11 protein-coding genes are annotated in these 14960 nt (G+C 30.5%); all 11 read left to right on the top strand.

Annotated elements, in window-relative coordinates:
* The first annotated feature begins 60 nt into the window (after window positions 1-60).
* The 11 genes from GAN53_RS07835 (at window position 61) to GAN53_RS07785 (ending at window position 14956) form a co-directional block, all read left to right on the top strand.
* Window positions 61-1830: an aminopeptidase P family protein gene (locus GAN53_RS07835; protein WP_151410548.1), complete on the top strand. Its 1770-nt coding sequence runs from the start codon at window positions 61-63 to the stop codon at window positions 1828-1830.
* On the top strand, window positions 1827-3677 hold the full coding sequence (gene uvrC / locus GAN53_RS07830; protein ID WP_151410547.1) for an excinuclease ABC subunit UvrC: 1851 nt from the start codon (window positions 1827-1829) through the stop codon (window positions 3675-3677). Before GAN53_RS07835 ends, uvrC begins: the two co-directional genes overlap by 4 nt.
* Window positions 3678-3690: 13 nt before the next feature.
* Complete coding sequence (gene hprK, locus GAN53_RS07825) at window positions 3691-4692, top strand: HPr(Ser) kinase/phosphatase (protein WP_151410546.1); 1002 nt, start codon at window positions 3691-3693, stop codon at window positions 4690-4692.
* 120 nt (window positions 4693-4812) lie between these two features.
* Entirely contained in the window at window positions 4813-8349 is a 3537-nt protein-coding gene (nifJ, locus tag GAN53_RS07820; protein ID WP_151410545.1) for a pyruvate:ferredoxin (flavodoxin) oxidoreductase, read from the top strand.
* A 61-nt stretch (window positions 8350-8410) separates the two neighbouring features.
* A complete protein-coding gene (locus GAN53_RS07815; protein WP_151410544.1) occupies window positions 8411-9868 on the top strand; it encodes a TIGR04282 family arsenosugar biosynthesis glycosyltransferase in 1458 nt (485 codons plus the stop codon).
* Window positions 9861-10298, top strand: coding sequence for a C-GCAxxG-C-C family protein (locus tag GAN53_RS07810; RefSeq protein ID WP_151410543.1), 438 nt, complete (start codon window positions 9861-9863; stop codon window positions 10296-10298). The genes GAN53_RS07815 and GAN53_RS07810 overlap by 8 nt, the downstream gene beginning before the upstream one ends.
* Entirely contained in the window at window positions 10288-11616 is a 1329-nt protein-coding gene (locus GAN53_RS07805) for an ABC transporter substrate-binding protein (protein WP_151410542.1), read from the top strand. The genes GAN53_RS07810 and GAN53_RS07805 overlap by 11 nt, the downstream gene beginning before the upstream one ends.
* Window positions 11592-12449 carry an ABC transporter permease subunit gene (locus tag GAN53_RS07800; protein ID WP_151410541.1) on the top strand — a complete coding sequence of 286 codons (858 nt, stop codon included), beginning with the start codon at window positions 11592-11594 and terminating at the stop codon, window positions 12447-12449. The genes GAN53_RS07805 and GAN53_RS07800 overlap by 25 nt, the downstream gene beginning before the upstream one ends.
* The gene (locus GAN53_RS07795; protein ID WP_151410540.1) at window positions 12430-13221 is read left to right on the top strand and encodes an ABC transporter permease; all 792 of its coding nucleotides are present in this window, start codon (window positions 12430-12432) and stop codon (window positions 13219-13221) included. The genes GAN53_RS07800 and GAN53_RS07795 overlap by 20 nt, the downstream gene beginning before the upstream one ends.
* Window positions 13209-14132: an ABC transporter ATP-binding protein gene (locus tag GAN53_RS07790; protein ID WP_151410539.1), complete on the top strand. Its 924-nt coding sequence runs from the start codon at window positions 13209-13211 to the stop codon at window positions 14130-14132. Before GAN53_RS07795 ends, GAN53_RS07790 begins: the two co-directional genes overlap by 13 nt.
* Complete coding sequence (locus GAN53_RS07785; protein ID WP_151410538.1) at window positions 14129-14956, top strand: nucleoside hydrolase; 828 nt, start codon at window positions 14129-14131, stop codon at window positions 14954-14956. The genes GAN53_RS07790 and GAN53_RS07785 overlap by 4 nt, the downstream gene beginning before the upstream one ends.
* Window positions 14957-14960 lie beyond the last annotated feature (4 nt).

Here is a 14960-nt window from a genome sequence, read left to right as displayed (position 1 = left end):
TTAAGTATAGTTATTTTAAGTACATTTTTACTTAAAAATAAATGTAAAAAGGGAGAAGTTATGAATATTAACCAAAGAATAGAAAATTTAAGAAAATTAATGAAAGATAGAAAAATCGAAGCTTATATTGTACCAACTTCTGATCCGCACCAATCAGAATATTTACCAGATCATTACAAAGAAAGAGAATTTATATCTGGATTTACTGGTTCTGCCGGAACAGCTGTTGTGACAATGGATCAAGCAAAATTATGGACGGATTCTAGATATTTTTTGCAAGCTGCTAGTGAATTAGAAAATTCAGAGTTTGAACTTATGAAAATAGGAGATGAAGATTATCCTACTATTGAAGAATATCTTGATGACGTAGTAACAGAATTTGGCAAAATTGCTTTTAATGGTAATTTATTTTCTGTAAAAGAATATAAAAAACTTAGCGAATCTATGGGAGCTAGGACTTTGATTTCTGACTTAGATTATATATCTAAACTATGGCATGATAGACCAACTCTTCGTACTGATAAAGTTTGGCTTATGGATGAGAAATACACTGGTGAAAGTTATGAGTCAAAAATAAATCGTCTTCGCGATTTAATGGAAATAAATGGCTACGACTATTATTTTCTTGGAGCAATTGAAGATATTTGTTGGTTATTAAACATTAGAGGAAATGATATTGACTATTGTCCAGTTACCTTATCTTATATGCTCATAAGCAAAGATAAAGTAAGTCTTTGTATAGACGAAAATAAACTCGATGATAAAATAAGAGCTTACTTGGAAGAAAATGAAATAAATGTTTATCCTTATGATCATATCTTTACTCTAATAAAAAATATTCCAGGTAAAAATAGAATTTTCTTAGATCCAGAAAGAACCAATGTAGCAATATATGATTCAATTAATTCTAATGTAAAAATTTCTATGGGAATTAATATTACTGAAAATATGAAAGCCATAAAAAGCCAAAAAGAAATAGAAAATACCAAAAATGCCTATATCAAAGATGGTGTTACTTTGGTTAAATTTTTCAATTGGCTAGAAATTGGAGCTTCTACAGGAACTCTTAATGAATATGTGGCAAGCAAGAAATTACACGAAATGAGAGCGGAAAATGAAGGATTTATCGACGATTCTTTTGAAGCTATCATAGGATATAAAGACAATGCAGCAATAGTTCATTATGAGCCATCACAACTAGGATCAAAAACTTTTAAAAATGAATCAATGGTATTAATAGATTCCGGAGCTCATTATATGGAGGGAACAACTGATATTACTAGAACAATTGCTTTGGGAAATTTAACCGAAGCTGAAAAAATTGATTACACTTTAGTTTTAAAATCTCACATAGATCTATTTCTTGCAAAATTTAAAAATAAAACAACTGGTCAAAGACTAGATGCCATTGCCAAATATCCATTGTGGAAAGCTGGTAAAGATTTCTTCCATGGAACAGGTCATGGAGTTGGTTATGTCTTATCAGTTCATGAAGGACCACAAAGAATTGCCCAAGGGTCAGATATCGAATTTAAAGAAAATATGTTTACATCTATCGAGCCAGGACTTTATATAGCCAATAGTCATGGAATTAGAATAGAAAGTCAAGCACGTGTTAAATTTGCATTTAAGAATGAATTTGGAAAATTCTTAGAATTTGAAAACCTAACATATGTGCCAATAGATACTAGACCTATAAAAGTTGAAATGCTAACAAATGAAGAATACGAATGGATAAATTCTTATAATAAAAAATGCCAAGAGTTACTAAGTCCTTACTTAGAAGGCTCTGATCTTGAATATTTGAAAGAGAGTTGTAAAGAAATTTGAGCAAAAAAGAGCTTAAGGAAAAACTAAAAGAACTTCCAGACTTGCCTGGCGTATATATAATGAGAGATAAAGATGATGAAATAATCTATGTGGGAAAAGCCATATCTCTTAAAAAAAGAGTACGCCAATATTTCGACAATAACAAAAACAAGGGGGCCAAGGTACTTGCCATGGTCTCCCATATTGACCATTTTGAGTATATCATAGTTGAAAATGAAGTAGAGGCCTTAGTCCTTGAGTCTAATCTCATAAAGAAAAATAGACCAAAATATAACATCGTACTGCGTGATGATAAGCAATATCCTTATATAAAAATTACTAGTGAAAAATTTCCAAGAATTCAAAAAGTCAGACAGATTATAGATGATGGTGCCTGGTATTTTGGGCCTTATCCTGATGCTTATGCAGTAAATGACTCAATTGATTTATTTCATATCTACTATCCTTTCAGAACTTGTAATTTAGATTTTTCTAAGGGTCAAACATTAAAAAGACCTTGTTTAAACTATTTTATAAAAAAATGCAATGGACCTTGCATAGACAAGGAAGATCAGAAAGTTTATGACCAAGCAATTCTTGATGTAAAAGAATTTTTGGAAAATAAATCAAATAAAATCCCAGATTGGATTTCACTAAAAATGAATGAAGAAAGTGGAAAATTAAACTTTGAAATGGCAGCAATCTATAGAGATTATTATAAGGCTTTACAAACTATAGCCCAAAGGCAAAAAGTTACAGATTCTACTAAAGAAGATATGGATATAGTTGCCATGAGCAAGGGTTCGAGCCTTATAATTATGCAAGTTTTCTTTATGAGAGATGGGAAAATTGTAGATAGGGAGCATTTTGTAATAAAAAATGACTTTAGAGAAAGCGATAATGAAATTTTTTCATCGTTTTTAAAACAATTCTATCTTGATATAATCTATGTTCCAAAAGAAATATTAATTGAAAGCGAGCCAGATGATTTGGATACCATTAACGAATTTCTTAACCAAAAAAAGGCAAGCAAAGTTTATATTCACAAACCAAAACTCGGCAAGAAAAAAGATTTGATCAATATGGCCTTTACCAATGCCAATGATATGCGAATCAAATATGAAAAACGCTTAGAAAGAAAAGATCGTAAGAAAAATGCAAGTGTAAATTATCTAAAAGAGATGCTTGGATTAAAAGAGATTAACCGAATAGAAGCTTATGATATTTCTAACACATCCGGGGTTTTGTCTGTTGGATCTATGGTTGTTTTTGAAGATGGTTTCCCAGCAAAAAAAGAATATAGAAAATTTAAAATAAAAACAGTAGAAGGACCAAATGATTATGAATCTTTAAAAGAAGTGATCAGTAGAAGATTTAACCAAGGTCTTAAACAAAGAGAAAATTCAAATACCACTACTGGTTTTGGCAAATTTCCTGATCTAATATTGATGGATGGGGGAAAGGGTCAAGTAAATGCTGCAGAAGAAATTCTTAATAAACTCAATTTGGACATTGCAGTAGCTGGTCTTGTCAAAGATGATTTTCACAAGGTACGAGGAATTATTTATAAAGATGTAGAAATTCCAATAAATCCTCGTCATCCTTTGTATAAACTAATTTATGAGATTGATGAAGAAGCTCATAGATTTGCTATAAATTATCATAGAAAATTAATGAGCAATACTATGAAAAATAGCCAACTTGATCAAATAAAAGGTGTTGGAGAAAAAACAAGAACAAATCTATATAAGCATTTCAAAAGCATTGAGAATATTAAGAAAGCTAGCGTAGAAGAACTTATGGAAGTTCCATTGGTAGGCAAGAAACAAGCACTTGAGATTTATAAATACTTTAAGCTGAAAGGTTAGGTTTTAGATAAATATGGAAGTAAATGAAAATCAAATTTCAGAAAATAATATAAAAGAAATAAAACTACTTAAAGAAATAAGAAGTTTAAGTCTTCATACAGTAGTTGAAAATTTAGGCTTGGAAGTAGTTCATCAATCATCTGATTATCACGATATAACTCTTACTAGCGCAGATGTAAATAGACCTGGTCTTCAGTTAACTGGTTATTTGGAGGAATTTCCTTATAAAAGATTACAGATTATTGGGGCGGTTGAATATACCTATCTTACAAGTCTTGATAGTAAACTCCAATATGAAAGATTTAGGGGGATTTTGTCATATGATATACCAGCTTGCATTTTTTCATATAACGCAGAAATTAATCAAGATATACTAGATTTGGCTGATTATTATGATAAAACTCTTTTAAGATCTCCAGCTAAAACCACCAAATTAATTTCAGATATCTCTGATGAGCTAGAATATCAACTTGCACCTAGAAGCAATGTCCATGGAGAATTGCTAGAAGTATTTGGAGTAGGTGTTCTAATTATAGGCAAATCATCAATAGGAAAATCAGAAACAGCCTTAGATTTAGTAAATAGAGGCCATAGATTGGTAGCTGATGATATGGTAGACATAGTGGCTATTGATAATAAACTTACTGGAGCATCTCCTGATAATATACGCCATTATATGGAAATTAGAGGTCTTGGTATTGTAAATGTGCGTAGGCTTTATGGAACAGGTTCTGTAAAAAAATCTACGGAAATAGATTTGGTTATTGAATTAGAGCAATGGAAAGAAGATTATGAGTATGATAGGCTAGGTATCGATGATCATTATATTAAATTACTAGATGTAGCTGTTCCACATATTGTTGTACCAGTTAGAGCTGGTAGAAACTTAGCTTTAATAGTTGAGGTTGCAGCAAAAAATCAAAGAGAGAAGAATTTTGGTTATAATGCTGCAAGATATATGACAAATAATATATTTCACAAAGAGTTAGTAAAGCCAGAAGATGACTTTATCTAGAAGTAAAAAGAATGTTAAAAATTTTACATATTTTTCGTTAACTATTGACTTTTTAAGCAATTTTAATTATACTTAAAATAGTGTTAACGATAATGTTATTATTAATTTTAGGAGGTCTAAATGACAATTACTAGAGCAATGAAGACTATGGATGGTAATACAGCTGCAGCTCATGTATCATACGCATTTACTGATGTTGCAACAATTTACCCAATTACCCCATCTTCACCAATGCCAGAAGCTGTAGATGTTTGGGCAGCTAATGGCAGAAAGAATGTTTTCGGAAGAGAAGTTATTGTAAAAGAGATGCAATCTGAAGCAGGCGCTGCAGCAGCAGTTCACGGTTCACTTGCAGCAGGAGCACTTACTACTACATATACAGCAAGCCAAGGATTATTATTAATGATTCCAAATATGTATAAAATTGCTGGCGAAAGATTACCTGGTGTATTCCATGTTGCAGCTAGAACTATAGCTACTCAAGCACTTTCAATTTATGGCGATCATTCAGATGTTATGGCAACAAGACAAACAGGTTGTGCTATGCTATGCTCAAACTCTGTTCAAGAAGTAATGGACTTATCACCAGTAGCTCACGCAGCTGCTATCAAAGGTAGACTACCATTTGTTAACTTCTTCGATGGATTTAGAACAAGCCATGAAGTTTCAAAAATAGAAGTTTGGGACTACGATACATTAAAAGAAATGGTTGATTTTGACGCTGTAGATGAATTTAAAAATCATTCACTAAACCCAGAAAGACCAAAACACATGGGTACAGCTGAGAAAAATACATTCTTCCAAAGAACTATTGCTTCTAACAAAGCTTATGAAGAGATAGTTGGAATAGTTGAAGAATATATGAACCAAGTAAATGAACTAATCGGTACAAACTACGGATTATTCAATTACTACGGTGCTGATGATGCAGAAAATGTTATTATTGCTATGGGTTCATTCTGCCAAGCAGCAAGAGAAACTATCGATGTACTATTAGAAGATGGCTACAAAGTTGGTTTAATTGAAGTTCATCTATATAGACCATTCTCTAATGAACATTTACTAAAAGCACTACCAAAAACAGTTAAGAAAATTGCTGTTCTTGATAGAACAAAGGAAAAAGGTGCTGAAGGACAACCTCTATACTTAGATGTTAAAGCAGCATTTTACGGCAAAGAAAATGCACCAGAAATATTTGGTGGAGTTTATGGTTTAGCTGGTAAAGATACAATTCCTGCAGATGTTAAAGCAGTATTTGATAATCTTGCTAAAGAAGATACAAAAGATAACTTCACTCTAGCAATTACAGATGATGTTACAAATTCTTCTTTAGAAAGAGAAGATTTCAAAGTACGCCAAGAAGGTACATCTAGATGTAAATTCTGGGGCTTTGGATCTGATGGTACAGTTGGAGCTAACAAACAAGCAATCAAAATTATCGGTGACAATACAGATATGTATGCTCAAGGATATTTTGACTATGACTCTAAGAAATCTGGTGGTCTAACAGTTTCACACTTAAGATTTGGTAAATCTCCAATTAGATCAACATATTTATTAGATGAAGCAGACTTTATTTCTTGCTCAAAACAAGCTTACGTTCACCAATATGATATTCTTGCTGGCTTAAAAGACGGAGGAACATTCCTACTAAACTGCGTATGGGGTGAAGAAGAATTAGAAGAACACTTACCTGCAAGTATAAAAAATTATATAGCAAAACACAATATTGATTTTTATATAATTGATGCAAGCCACATAGCTCAACAACTAGGACTTGGTTCAAGAACCAACATGATCATGCAAGCAGCATTCTTTAAACTTTCTGAAGTACTTCCAATAGACGATGCTGTTAAGTATCTAAAAGATTCTATAGTTAAATCTTATGGTCATAAGGGCGATGATATTGTAAATATGAACTACTCAGCCGTAGACTCAGGTTTAACAGCCGCTAAGAAAATAGAAGTTCCTGAAAGCTGGGCTAATGCAACAGATCCTATTAAAGAAGAAAAAGAATTACCAGAATTTGTAAAGACAATCTTAAAACCAATGATCGAACAAAAAGAAGATCAAATCCCAGTATCAGCATTTACAAATCTTGATCTTGAAAATGGTGAATTCCCATCAGGAACAACTGCTTATGAAAAACGTGGTATAGCACTAAATGTTCCACAATGGCAAATTGAAAATTGTATACAATGTAACCAATGTTCATACGTTTGTCCTCATGCAGTAATTAGACCATTCTTAATAACAGAAGAAGAAAAAGCTAAAGCTCCAGAAGGATTTACAAGCAAAAAAGCTATTGGTAAAGGTATGGATGGCTATGAATTTAGAATTCAAGTTTCACCACTTGATTGTACAGGTTGTGGAAACTGTGCTGATATCTGTCCTGCTCCAAAGAAAGCTTTATTAATGAAACCTTTTGAAGAAGAAATAGCTAAAGAAAAAGATAATTGGATATTTGCAAACGATGAAGTTGGTTACAAAGAAGATGTTATGGATCCAATGACACTTAAAGGCAGCCAATTCAAACAACCATTACTAGAATTTTCTGGTGCTTGTGCAGGCTGTGGAGAAACTCCATATGCAAAATTAGTTACTCAATTATTTGGTGATAGAATGTATATAGCAAATGCTACTGGTTGTTCATCAATTTGGGGTGCTAGTGCACCATCTATGGCTTATACTAAAAATCTAGCTACAGGTAAAGGTCCAGCTTGGGGTAACTCACTATTTGAAGATGCAGCAGAATACGGATATGGTATGAAACTTGCAGCAGATTCTAATGCTCTATTACTAGAAAATCACATGAATGATTTCTTAGATCTAAACATCGAATCACCATTTAACGAAGCATTCAAGATGTGGATTGATGGAAAAGATGATGTTAAAGCTTCTAAAGAAGCAACAGCAAAGATTTTAAGTCTTAAAGATGAAAAAATCGATAACGAACAAGCTTCTGATTTGGTAAATAAAATTCTAAACCTAAAAGATTACATGATCAAAAAATCATTATGGATCTTTGGTGGTGACGGTTGGAGTTACGATATAGGATTTGGTGGAGTAGACCATGTTCTTGCTAGTGGTGAAAACATCAATATTTTAGTATTTGATACTGAAGTTTATTCAAATACAGGTGGACAATCATCTAAATCTACACCACTTTCAGCAGTAGCACAATTTGCTGCTTCAGGTAAGAAAGTACGTAAAAAAGATTTAGGATTAATGATGACATCTTATGGTTATGTATATGTAGCACAAGTTGCTATGGGTGCTAACCAAAATCAAACTCTAAAAGCAATCAAAGAAGCTGAAAGCTATGATGGACCATCTCTAGTAATAGCTTATGCTCCATGTATCAACCACGGTATTAGAATGGGTATGGGCAAATCTCAATATAGAGAAAAACAAGCAGTAGATGCTGGTTACTGGCACTTATGGAGATTTGATCCAAGACTAGCTGATGAAGGAAAGAATCCATTTACTTTAGATTCTAAAGAACCTAGCGAATCATTCCAAGAATTTATTCAAGGAGAAGTTAGATACTCATCACTTAAGAGATCATTCCCAGAAACAGCAGATGAATTATATCAAGAAGCAGAAAAAGCTGCTAATGAAAGATATGAAACATACAAGAGATTAGCTGGAAAATAAAAAAAGAAAATTAAATCGCCATAGTATTATGGCGATTTTTTTTAAGATTAATAGAGAAAAAATGGACAAATTAATATTTTTTACTAAAGCACCTAACCTAGATAACTGTAAAACAAGGATGAGCGATTTTTTATCCCCTAAAGAAAGATATGAATTAATGCTTACATTAATTAATCAAAATTATGAGAAAATAAAGTCTACAAATAAAGATCTTATAATTTATTATGATGGGGATATTAAAGATATTGATTTTTTAAATGAAAAAAAACATATGCAAAATGGCTTAGATCTAGGTTATAAAATGAGAAATGCTATTTTTGACCACTTAGATGGAGCCAACAAAGTCGTCCTTTTAGGTTCAGATTTAGCAAATTTAGAAAGCTCTCACATTATTGATGCTTTTAAGAAACTAGATGATTATGATTTTGTTATTTCTCCAACATTTGATGGTGGATTTGGCTTAATAGGGATGAAAGAAAAATTTGATATTTTCAAAGGAATAGAATATTCTAATGAGTCAGTACTTAATAATATTATTGAAAAAATTGAATCTTTTAATAAGTCATATTATTTACTTCCTAGAATTAGAGATATAGATAATATGCAAGATCTTGTTGCCTGTGAATTTTCTGATGATAGTGTAGAGCTTTTAGGGGCTGGTGAATATAACTTAAATTATAGATTAGACGATAAAGTTATTAGAATTAACTTAGCTAGTCAGATAAATTTAGCTGATAAACAGTTAAAATATGAATTTGATGTCCTAAAAACTCTGGAAAGTTCCGAGGTTACACCAAAAGTTTTCGATTATTACGATATGGGAAGACTAATACCTAAAAGTTTTTTAACCATGGAATATGTTGAGGGTCGAGCACTTGATTATAGTAAGGATATGGAAATTGCAGCTAAGCTTTTAAGCTCAGTTCACAATCTAAAGGTTGATTTTTCTAAATTTATTTATGCTAAAAAACCCTTTCAAGCCATGTATGATGAATTTGTTAGTATGTTTAGCCATTATCAAGCCTTTGAAAAAAAAGATAGAAACGTTGAAGAGAAAATTTTATATTTCTTAAACCTTGCAAAAAAATCTGGCTTAGATGAGAATATTTCAAATCCATGCATAATAAACACCGAATTAAATAATAGAAATTTTATTATTGGAGAAAAGTCCGTAATTATAGATTGGGAAAAGCCAATAATTGGAGAATGCGAGCAAGATTTAGCTCATTTTCTTGTTCCAACAACCACTAATTGGAAAACTGACACCATACTTACCGAAGATGAAATGTTAGATTTTTTAAAAATCTATGAAAATTATCGCAAAATTTCTTATGATAAATTCTATAAATATTTGATGTTTAATTCTCTTAGGGGAGTAACTTGGTGTTCCATGGCAAAAGTCCAATATGAAGAAGATAGATTTATCAAAAATGCTGACACTTACAACAAAATTAATAAGTTTTTATCTTATGATTTTTTGAATATGCTAGAAAAATTTTATAGGAGATTTGATGGATGAAGAAAAATTAATAGAGTACGGAAAAAAAGGCTATAATTGTTCGCAAACAGTTTTTTGCTATTTTGCAAGCCTTATGGGTATGGACGAAAATACTGCAGCAAAAATAGCAACTCCATTTGAGATGGGCATGTATAAGTCAGATATATGCGGAGCATTAACAGCATCATATATGGCCTTAGGCTTAAAATATGGATCAACTGATATGGAGGAAAAATTAGAACTTATAAAAAAAGTACTTAAGCTTGATAGTGAGTTTGAAAAAAGAATGGCTAATACTAAATGTGCGGACTTATTAAAAGTCGATGTAAATACGGATTCTGGTATGAATTATGCCATAGAAAATAACTTATTAACAAGCGTTTGTGGGAAATGTATTACAAATGCAATAGACATTACTGAAAAAATTATGGGAGAAAGTAATGAAAATTAAAAATTTCTTTATAACTGGAGCTTTATGTTTAGGATTATTAACTGGATGTGGAAATAATTCAAATGTAGATACCAATAAAGATACCAAAGAAGAAACAAAAGTTGAAACTAGTGAAAATACAGACGATACTGCAAAAAATGAAGAAAACAAAGAGGAAAAATCAGATGAAACATCTAGTGATGATTTGTCAAATCTTTCCTTTGAAGAAATAGCTGAAAAAGCAAAAGGTTCCAGCGTAAACTTCTACGGTTGGGGTGGAGATGATAAAAGAAATCAATGGATAGATACTTATGCAATTCCAAAAGTTAAAGAACAATATGACGTTACTGTAAATAGAGTTCCTATGGATATTGATGAGATCAATAACCTTATGCTTGCAGAAAAAGATTCAACTGACGGAAATATAGATGTTGTTTGGATAAACGGTGAAAACTTTGCTAATGCTAAAGAAAATGGAATGCTTTATGGACCATTTACTAAACAACTACCAAATTATAATGATTATGTAGATGAAAATAGTTCATCTGTTAATAGCGATTTTGGTGAGCCTGTTGAAAATATGGAAGCTCCTTATGGTGGAGCACAATTTGTATTTATTTATGACAGTTCAAAAATAGATACTCCACCTAAAAATGCTCAAGAATTACTAGAGCTTGCAAAAGCTAATCCTGGTAAAATCACCTACGCTTCTTTACCAGATTTTACAGGCTCTGCATTTATTCGAAATATAATCTCTGATATCCAAGGCTATGAAGATTTTATGGATAAAAATTTAACCAAAGATCAATTAAAAGAAATGCTAAAACCAACAATTGATTATCTAAATGAACTTAAAGCATATTTGTGGAACGAAGGAAAATCTTACCCACCAGATAACCCAACACTTGCAAATATGTTTGCTGATGGAGAAGTAATAATGGCTATGAGCTATAATCCTAACAACGCTTCAATAGGTTATGCCGATGGACTTTATGACGAAAATGTAAGAACATTTGTATTTGATAAGGGAAATATTGCTAATACACACTTCTTAGCTATAAGCAAAGGAGCTAAAAATAAGGCTGGTGCTATGGTTTTAATTAACTTTATTTTATCACCAGAAGCACAAATTTCTAAGGCTTACCCTGAAACTCTTGGCGATCTACCTATCATTTCTTATGATAAATTAAACGATGAACAAAAGAAGATGTATGATGAAATTCCAACAGGTGAATTAACTTTATCAAACAAAATTTTAGATGAACACAAGATTCCAGAAATGCCAGCTCAAATAGTACCATTAATTGAAGAGATATGGGAAGAAGAAGTTCTAAATTAGAAAGTTTCTTAGCCTATCAAGGATTAATTTTAATTATAATCTTAATCCTTATAGGCTTAGGAAAATCTTTACTTATAAGTTTTGGAATTTATGATGAAATTGGCATAAACACTTTTACTACAAGCTATTATTCTAGTATATTTAACGATAAAACTTTTATTGAAAGTTTAATTTTTTCATTAAAAATATCCGTAATTTCTAGTTTAATAGCTTTGGTATTAGGTGTTTTTTTATCTTATGGAATCTTTAATAGCAAAATATTTGACATTTATCTTAAAATACCTGTAATAATCCCTCATATAATTATTGCGATTAGTCTTGTTAATTTGTTTAGTCAAACTGGAATAATTTCAAGAGTTTTATATAATTTAGGACTTTTATCTAATAGCAGTGATTTTTACCAAATGTTTTATGATAAGAATGCTGTAGGAGTTATATTTACCTATGCCTTCAAAGGAGCAGCTTATGCTGCTATGGTATTTTTGGAAATTTATAGAAAGATTTCGATAAATCAGCTCTATGTTGCCAAGAATTTAGGAGCTAGCGATTTCAATGAATTTTATTATGTAATTTTTCCTTATATTAAAAGAGAAATGTTAGAAATTTTCCTAATTTTATTTAATTTTTCTATTAGTTCTTATGAAGTTCCACTATTGATTGGGCCAACGGTACCAAGAACTCTTGCCATAAAATCTTATGTTGAATTTTCTAAGAATAGTTTTATTTATAAACCTAATGCCTTTGCTATAAATATTATACTAACTGTAATTGGCTTATTATCAGTAATTTTGTTGTTAGTTTTTGGAGTAAAAAATGATGAAAAAGATCTCTAAAATTTTATTATATATCTATATTATCCTATTAATTTTAGCTGGAATTGACATTATTTTTACAAGTTTTAGGCAAAATTATCCCTATCCAAACTTAATTAAGGCAAATTATTCTTTAAGAAGTTATTCATATTTATTAAAGGAAATGAAACTAAGAACTGGTACTATTAATTCATTTATTATTGGCATAGGATCTTCTGTTTTTTCCTTGATATTAGCTTATCCTATAGCAAAAAAAATTTATGACAAGGATAAAAACTATAAAGCTATAAATTTTTTGGTTTTTTTACCATTTTTGATTGCTGCAACAACAATAGGTCTAGGATTGCAAACTTTTTTATTAAGCATTGGCATAAAAAATTCAAAAATAGTTATAGGCTTAATTCAATCGATATATATAATTCCATATTGTGTTAGAATTATAAAACCTGGTTTTGAATTTCTTTCAGAAAATATTTTATCATCAGCTTATATGCTAGGAGCAAATCAAAAAGATGTTATAAAAAATATTGCCATTCCAATTACGGCACCTTTTATAAAAACTGCCTTTATCATGGGCTTTATTTTATCTGTTAGTCAATATTATATTACCTTGGTTTTAGGATCTGGATTAGTCGATACTTTTATAACCGTTGCTTTTCCTTTCTTTGCAGCAAGAGATAGAGCTATTTCATCAGCTTTAATCATATTATTTTTATTGATAAATATTTTTTTGATTTTGTTTGTAGAACTTATTTTTAGATTGATATTCAGGAGAAAAAAATGGCAGATATAAGAGCAATTGACATAAGTAAAAAATTTAATGATAAGCTTATTTTAGATAAGATAAGTTTTAAATTAAATAAAGGTGAAGTTTTATCAATTGTAGGTCGCAGTGGATCTGGTAAAAGTACTTTGCTTAAAATCCTTGCTGGAATTATCAATAATTATGATGGCGATGTATTTTTTGATGATAATAATATAAAATCTTTAGATATTAGAAAAAGAAAGTTTATTTTAATGTTTCAGGATGCTGAATTATTTCCTCACATGAATATCCATGATAATGTGGCTTTTGGCTTAAAAATGCAAGGTGAAAAATCAGACTTTATAGAAAAAGAAACAAATATATATCTAGACCTTGTAGGACTTATAGATCATAAAGATAAGTATCCTAACCAAATATCTGGAGGAGAGAGGCAAAGAGTTTCACTAATAAGAAGTCTTATAGTAAAGCCAAATATGCTATTATTAGATGAGCCTTTTTCTGCCTTGGATGAAAGTCTAAGAGCAAATTTAAGAAATGAAACATTTAATATAATAAAAGAGCATGATATACCGACTTTGTTTGTCACACATGATATTAATGAAGCTGTTGAGGTATCTGACAAGATGGCAATATTAAAAAATGGAAAATTTATTGCCTATGATAAGCCTAGAAACATTTATGAAAATCCAAAAAATCTAGCAACTGCTAAATTTATTTTTAAAGATAATATCATTGATAATATGTTAATAAAAAAATCCGATATAGAAATAGTTGCTGGAAATTCTTATCAAATACTTGAAAAGATTTATAGGGGAGATTATTATACCTATAAAATTCATGGTAAATATAGCCTATTTGTCGATTCAAGGAATGAATATGATATTAATGATAGAATAGATATAAGAATTAGAAATAAAATCATTTTGGAGGAAAAGTGAAAAAAGTAATAATTGATACTGACTGTACTATTGATGTTAGGGGTTGTGACTTAGACGATGCTTTTGCAATTTTATATATGATTGCTAATCCAGATATAGAAGTAAAACTTGTAACAACAACATTTGGAAATAACAACGAAGATATGACTTATAAGTCCACTAAAAAAATGTTTGATGATCTATCTATAGATATTCCACTGGTTAAAGGCGGTCTATACACTAATGATGGGGGAGTTGCCATTAAAAAAGCAGTTGAAGAAAATAAAGATATAACAATACTTTCATTAGGTTCAACAACAAATACTCAAAAGGCACTTTCACTTGGCCTAGATCCTAAAAAAATAAAATCTTTTGTAGCCATGGGTGGAATAACAGAAGAACTAAAATTCAAGAAAAAAACAATGCGTGAATTAAATTTAAGTATAGATTATCTTTCAACAAATTATGTATTAAATAAAGTTAAAAATGTCGATATAATTACAGGAAATAATTGTATGAGCCATACTTATAGGGTTAACGATCATCCGACTTATAAAAGCATATATATGAATTATCTAAAAAAATCTTTAATTCGACTAACTGATGAATTTTTAGAAGAATTTGGTCAAAGAGAGCTTGTAGTTTGGGATGCTTTAGCTGCATTATATATTACAAATCCAGAATTTTTCATAGACCATAAAAAAAATATTTGCCTTGATGAAAATCTTTTAAATGGATATTTAGTAGAAGGAAATGATAAAAAAGTTAATCTACCTGAGCTTAAAGACGATTTTGATGCTATGGCTTATATAGTAAATATAATTGAAAAAGAGGCTTTTATCTAAAAGA

Source organism: Anaerococcus sp. Marseille-P9784 (assembly GCF_902500265.1).
Classification (GTDB): domain Bacteria; phylum Bacillota; class Clostridia; order Tissierellales; family Peptoniphilaceae; genus Anaerococcus.
Note: the sequence above shows the minus strand (reverse complement) of the source record. Positions and strands in the feature narration are given on the sequence as shown.

What these genes read in the sequence shown, in the direction of transcription:
- GAN53_RS07835 (WP_151410548.1), top strand. Translation starts at nt 61, where the DNA reads ATGAATATTAACCAAAGAATAGAAAATTTAAGAAAATTAATGAAAGAT.
- hprK (WP_151410546.1), top strand. Translation starts at nt 3,691, where the DNA reads ATGGAAGTAAATGAAAATCAAATTTCAGAAAATAATATAAAAGAAATA.
- nifJ (WP_151410545.1), top strand. Translation starts at nt 4,813, where the DNA reads ATGACAATTACTAGAGCAATGAAGACTATGGATGGTAATACAGCTGCA.
- GAN53_RS07815 (WP_151410544.1), top strand. Translation starts at nt 8,411, where the DNA reads ATGGACAAATTAATATTTTTTACTAAAGCACCTAACCTAGATAACTGT.
- GAN53_RS07810 (WP_151410543.1), top strand. Translation starts at nt 9,861, where the DNA reads ATGGATGAAGAAAAATTAATAGAGTACGGAAAAAAAGGCTATAATTGT.
- GAN53_RS07805 (WP_151410542.1), top strand. Translation starts at nt 10,288, where the DNA reads ATGAAAATTAAAAATTTCTTTATAACTGGAGCTTTATGTTTAGGATTA.
- GAN53_RS07800 (WP_151410541.1), top strand. Translation starts at nt 11,592, where the DNA reads ATGGGAAGAAGAAGTTCTAAATTAGAAAGTTTCTTAGCCTATCAAGGA.
- GAN53_RS07795 (WP_151410540.1), top strand. Translation starts at nt 12,430, where the DNA reads ATGATGAAAAAGATCTCTAAAATTTTATTATATATCTATATTATCCTA.
- GAN53_RS07790 (WP_151410539.1), top strand. Translation starts at nt 13,209, where the DNA reads ATGGCAGATATAAGAGCAATTGACATAAGTAAAAAATTTAATGATAAG.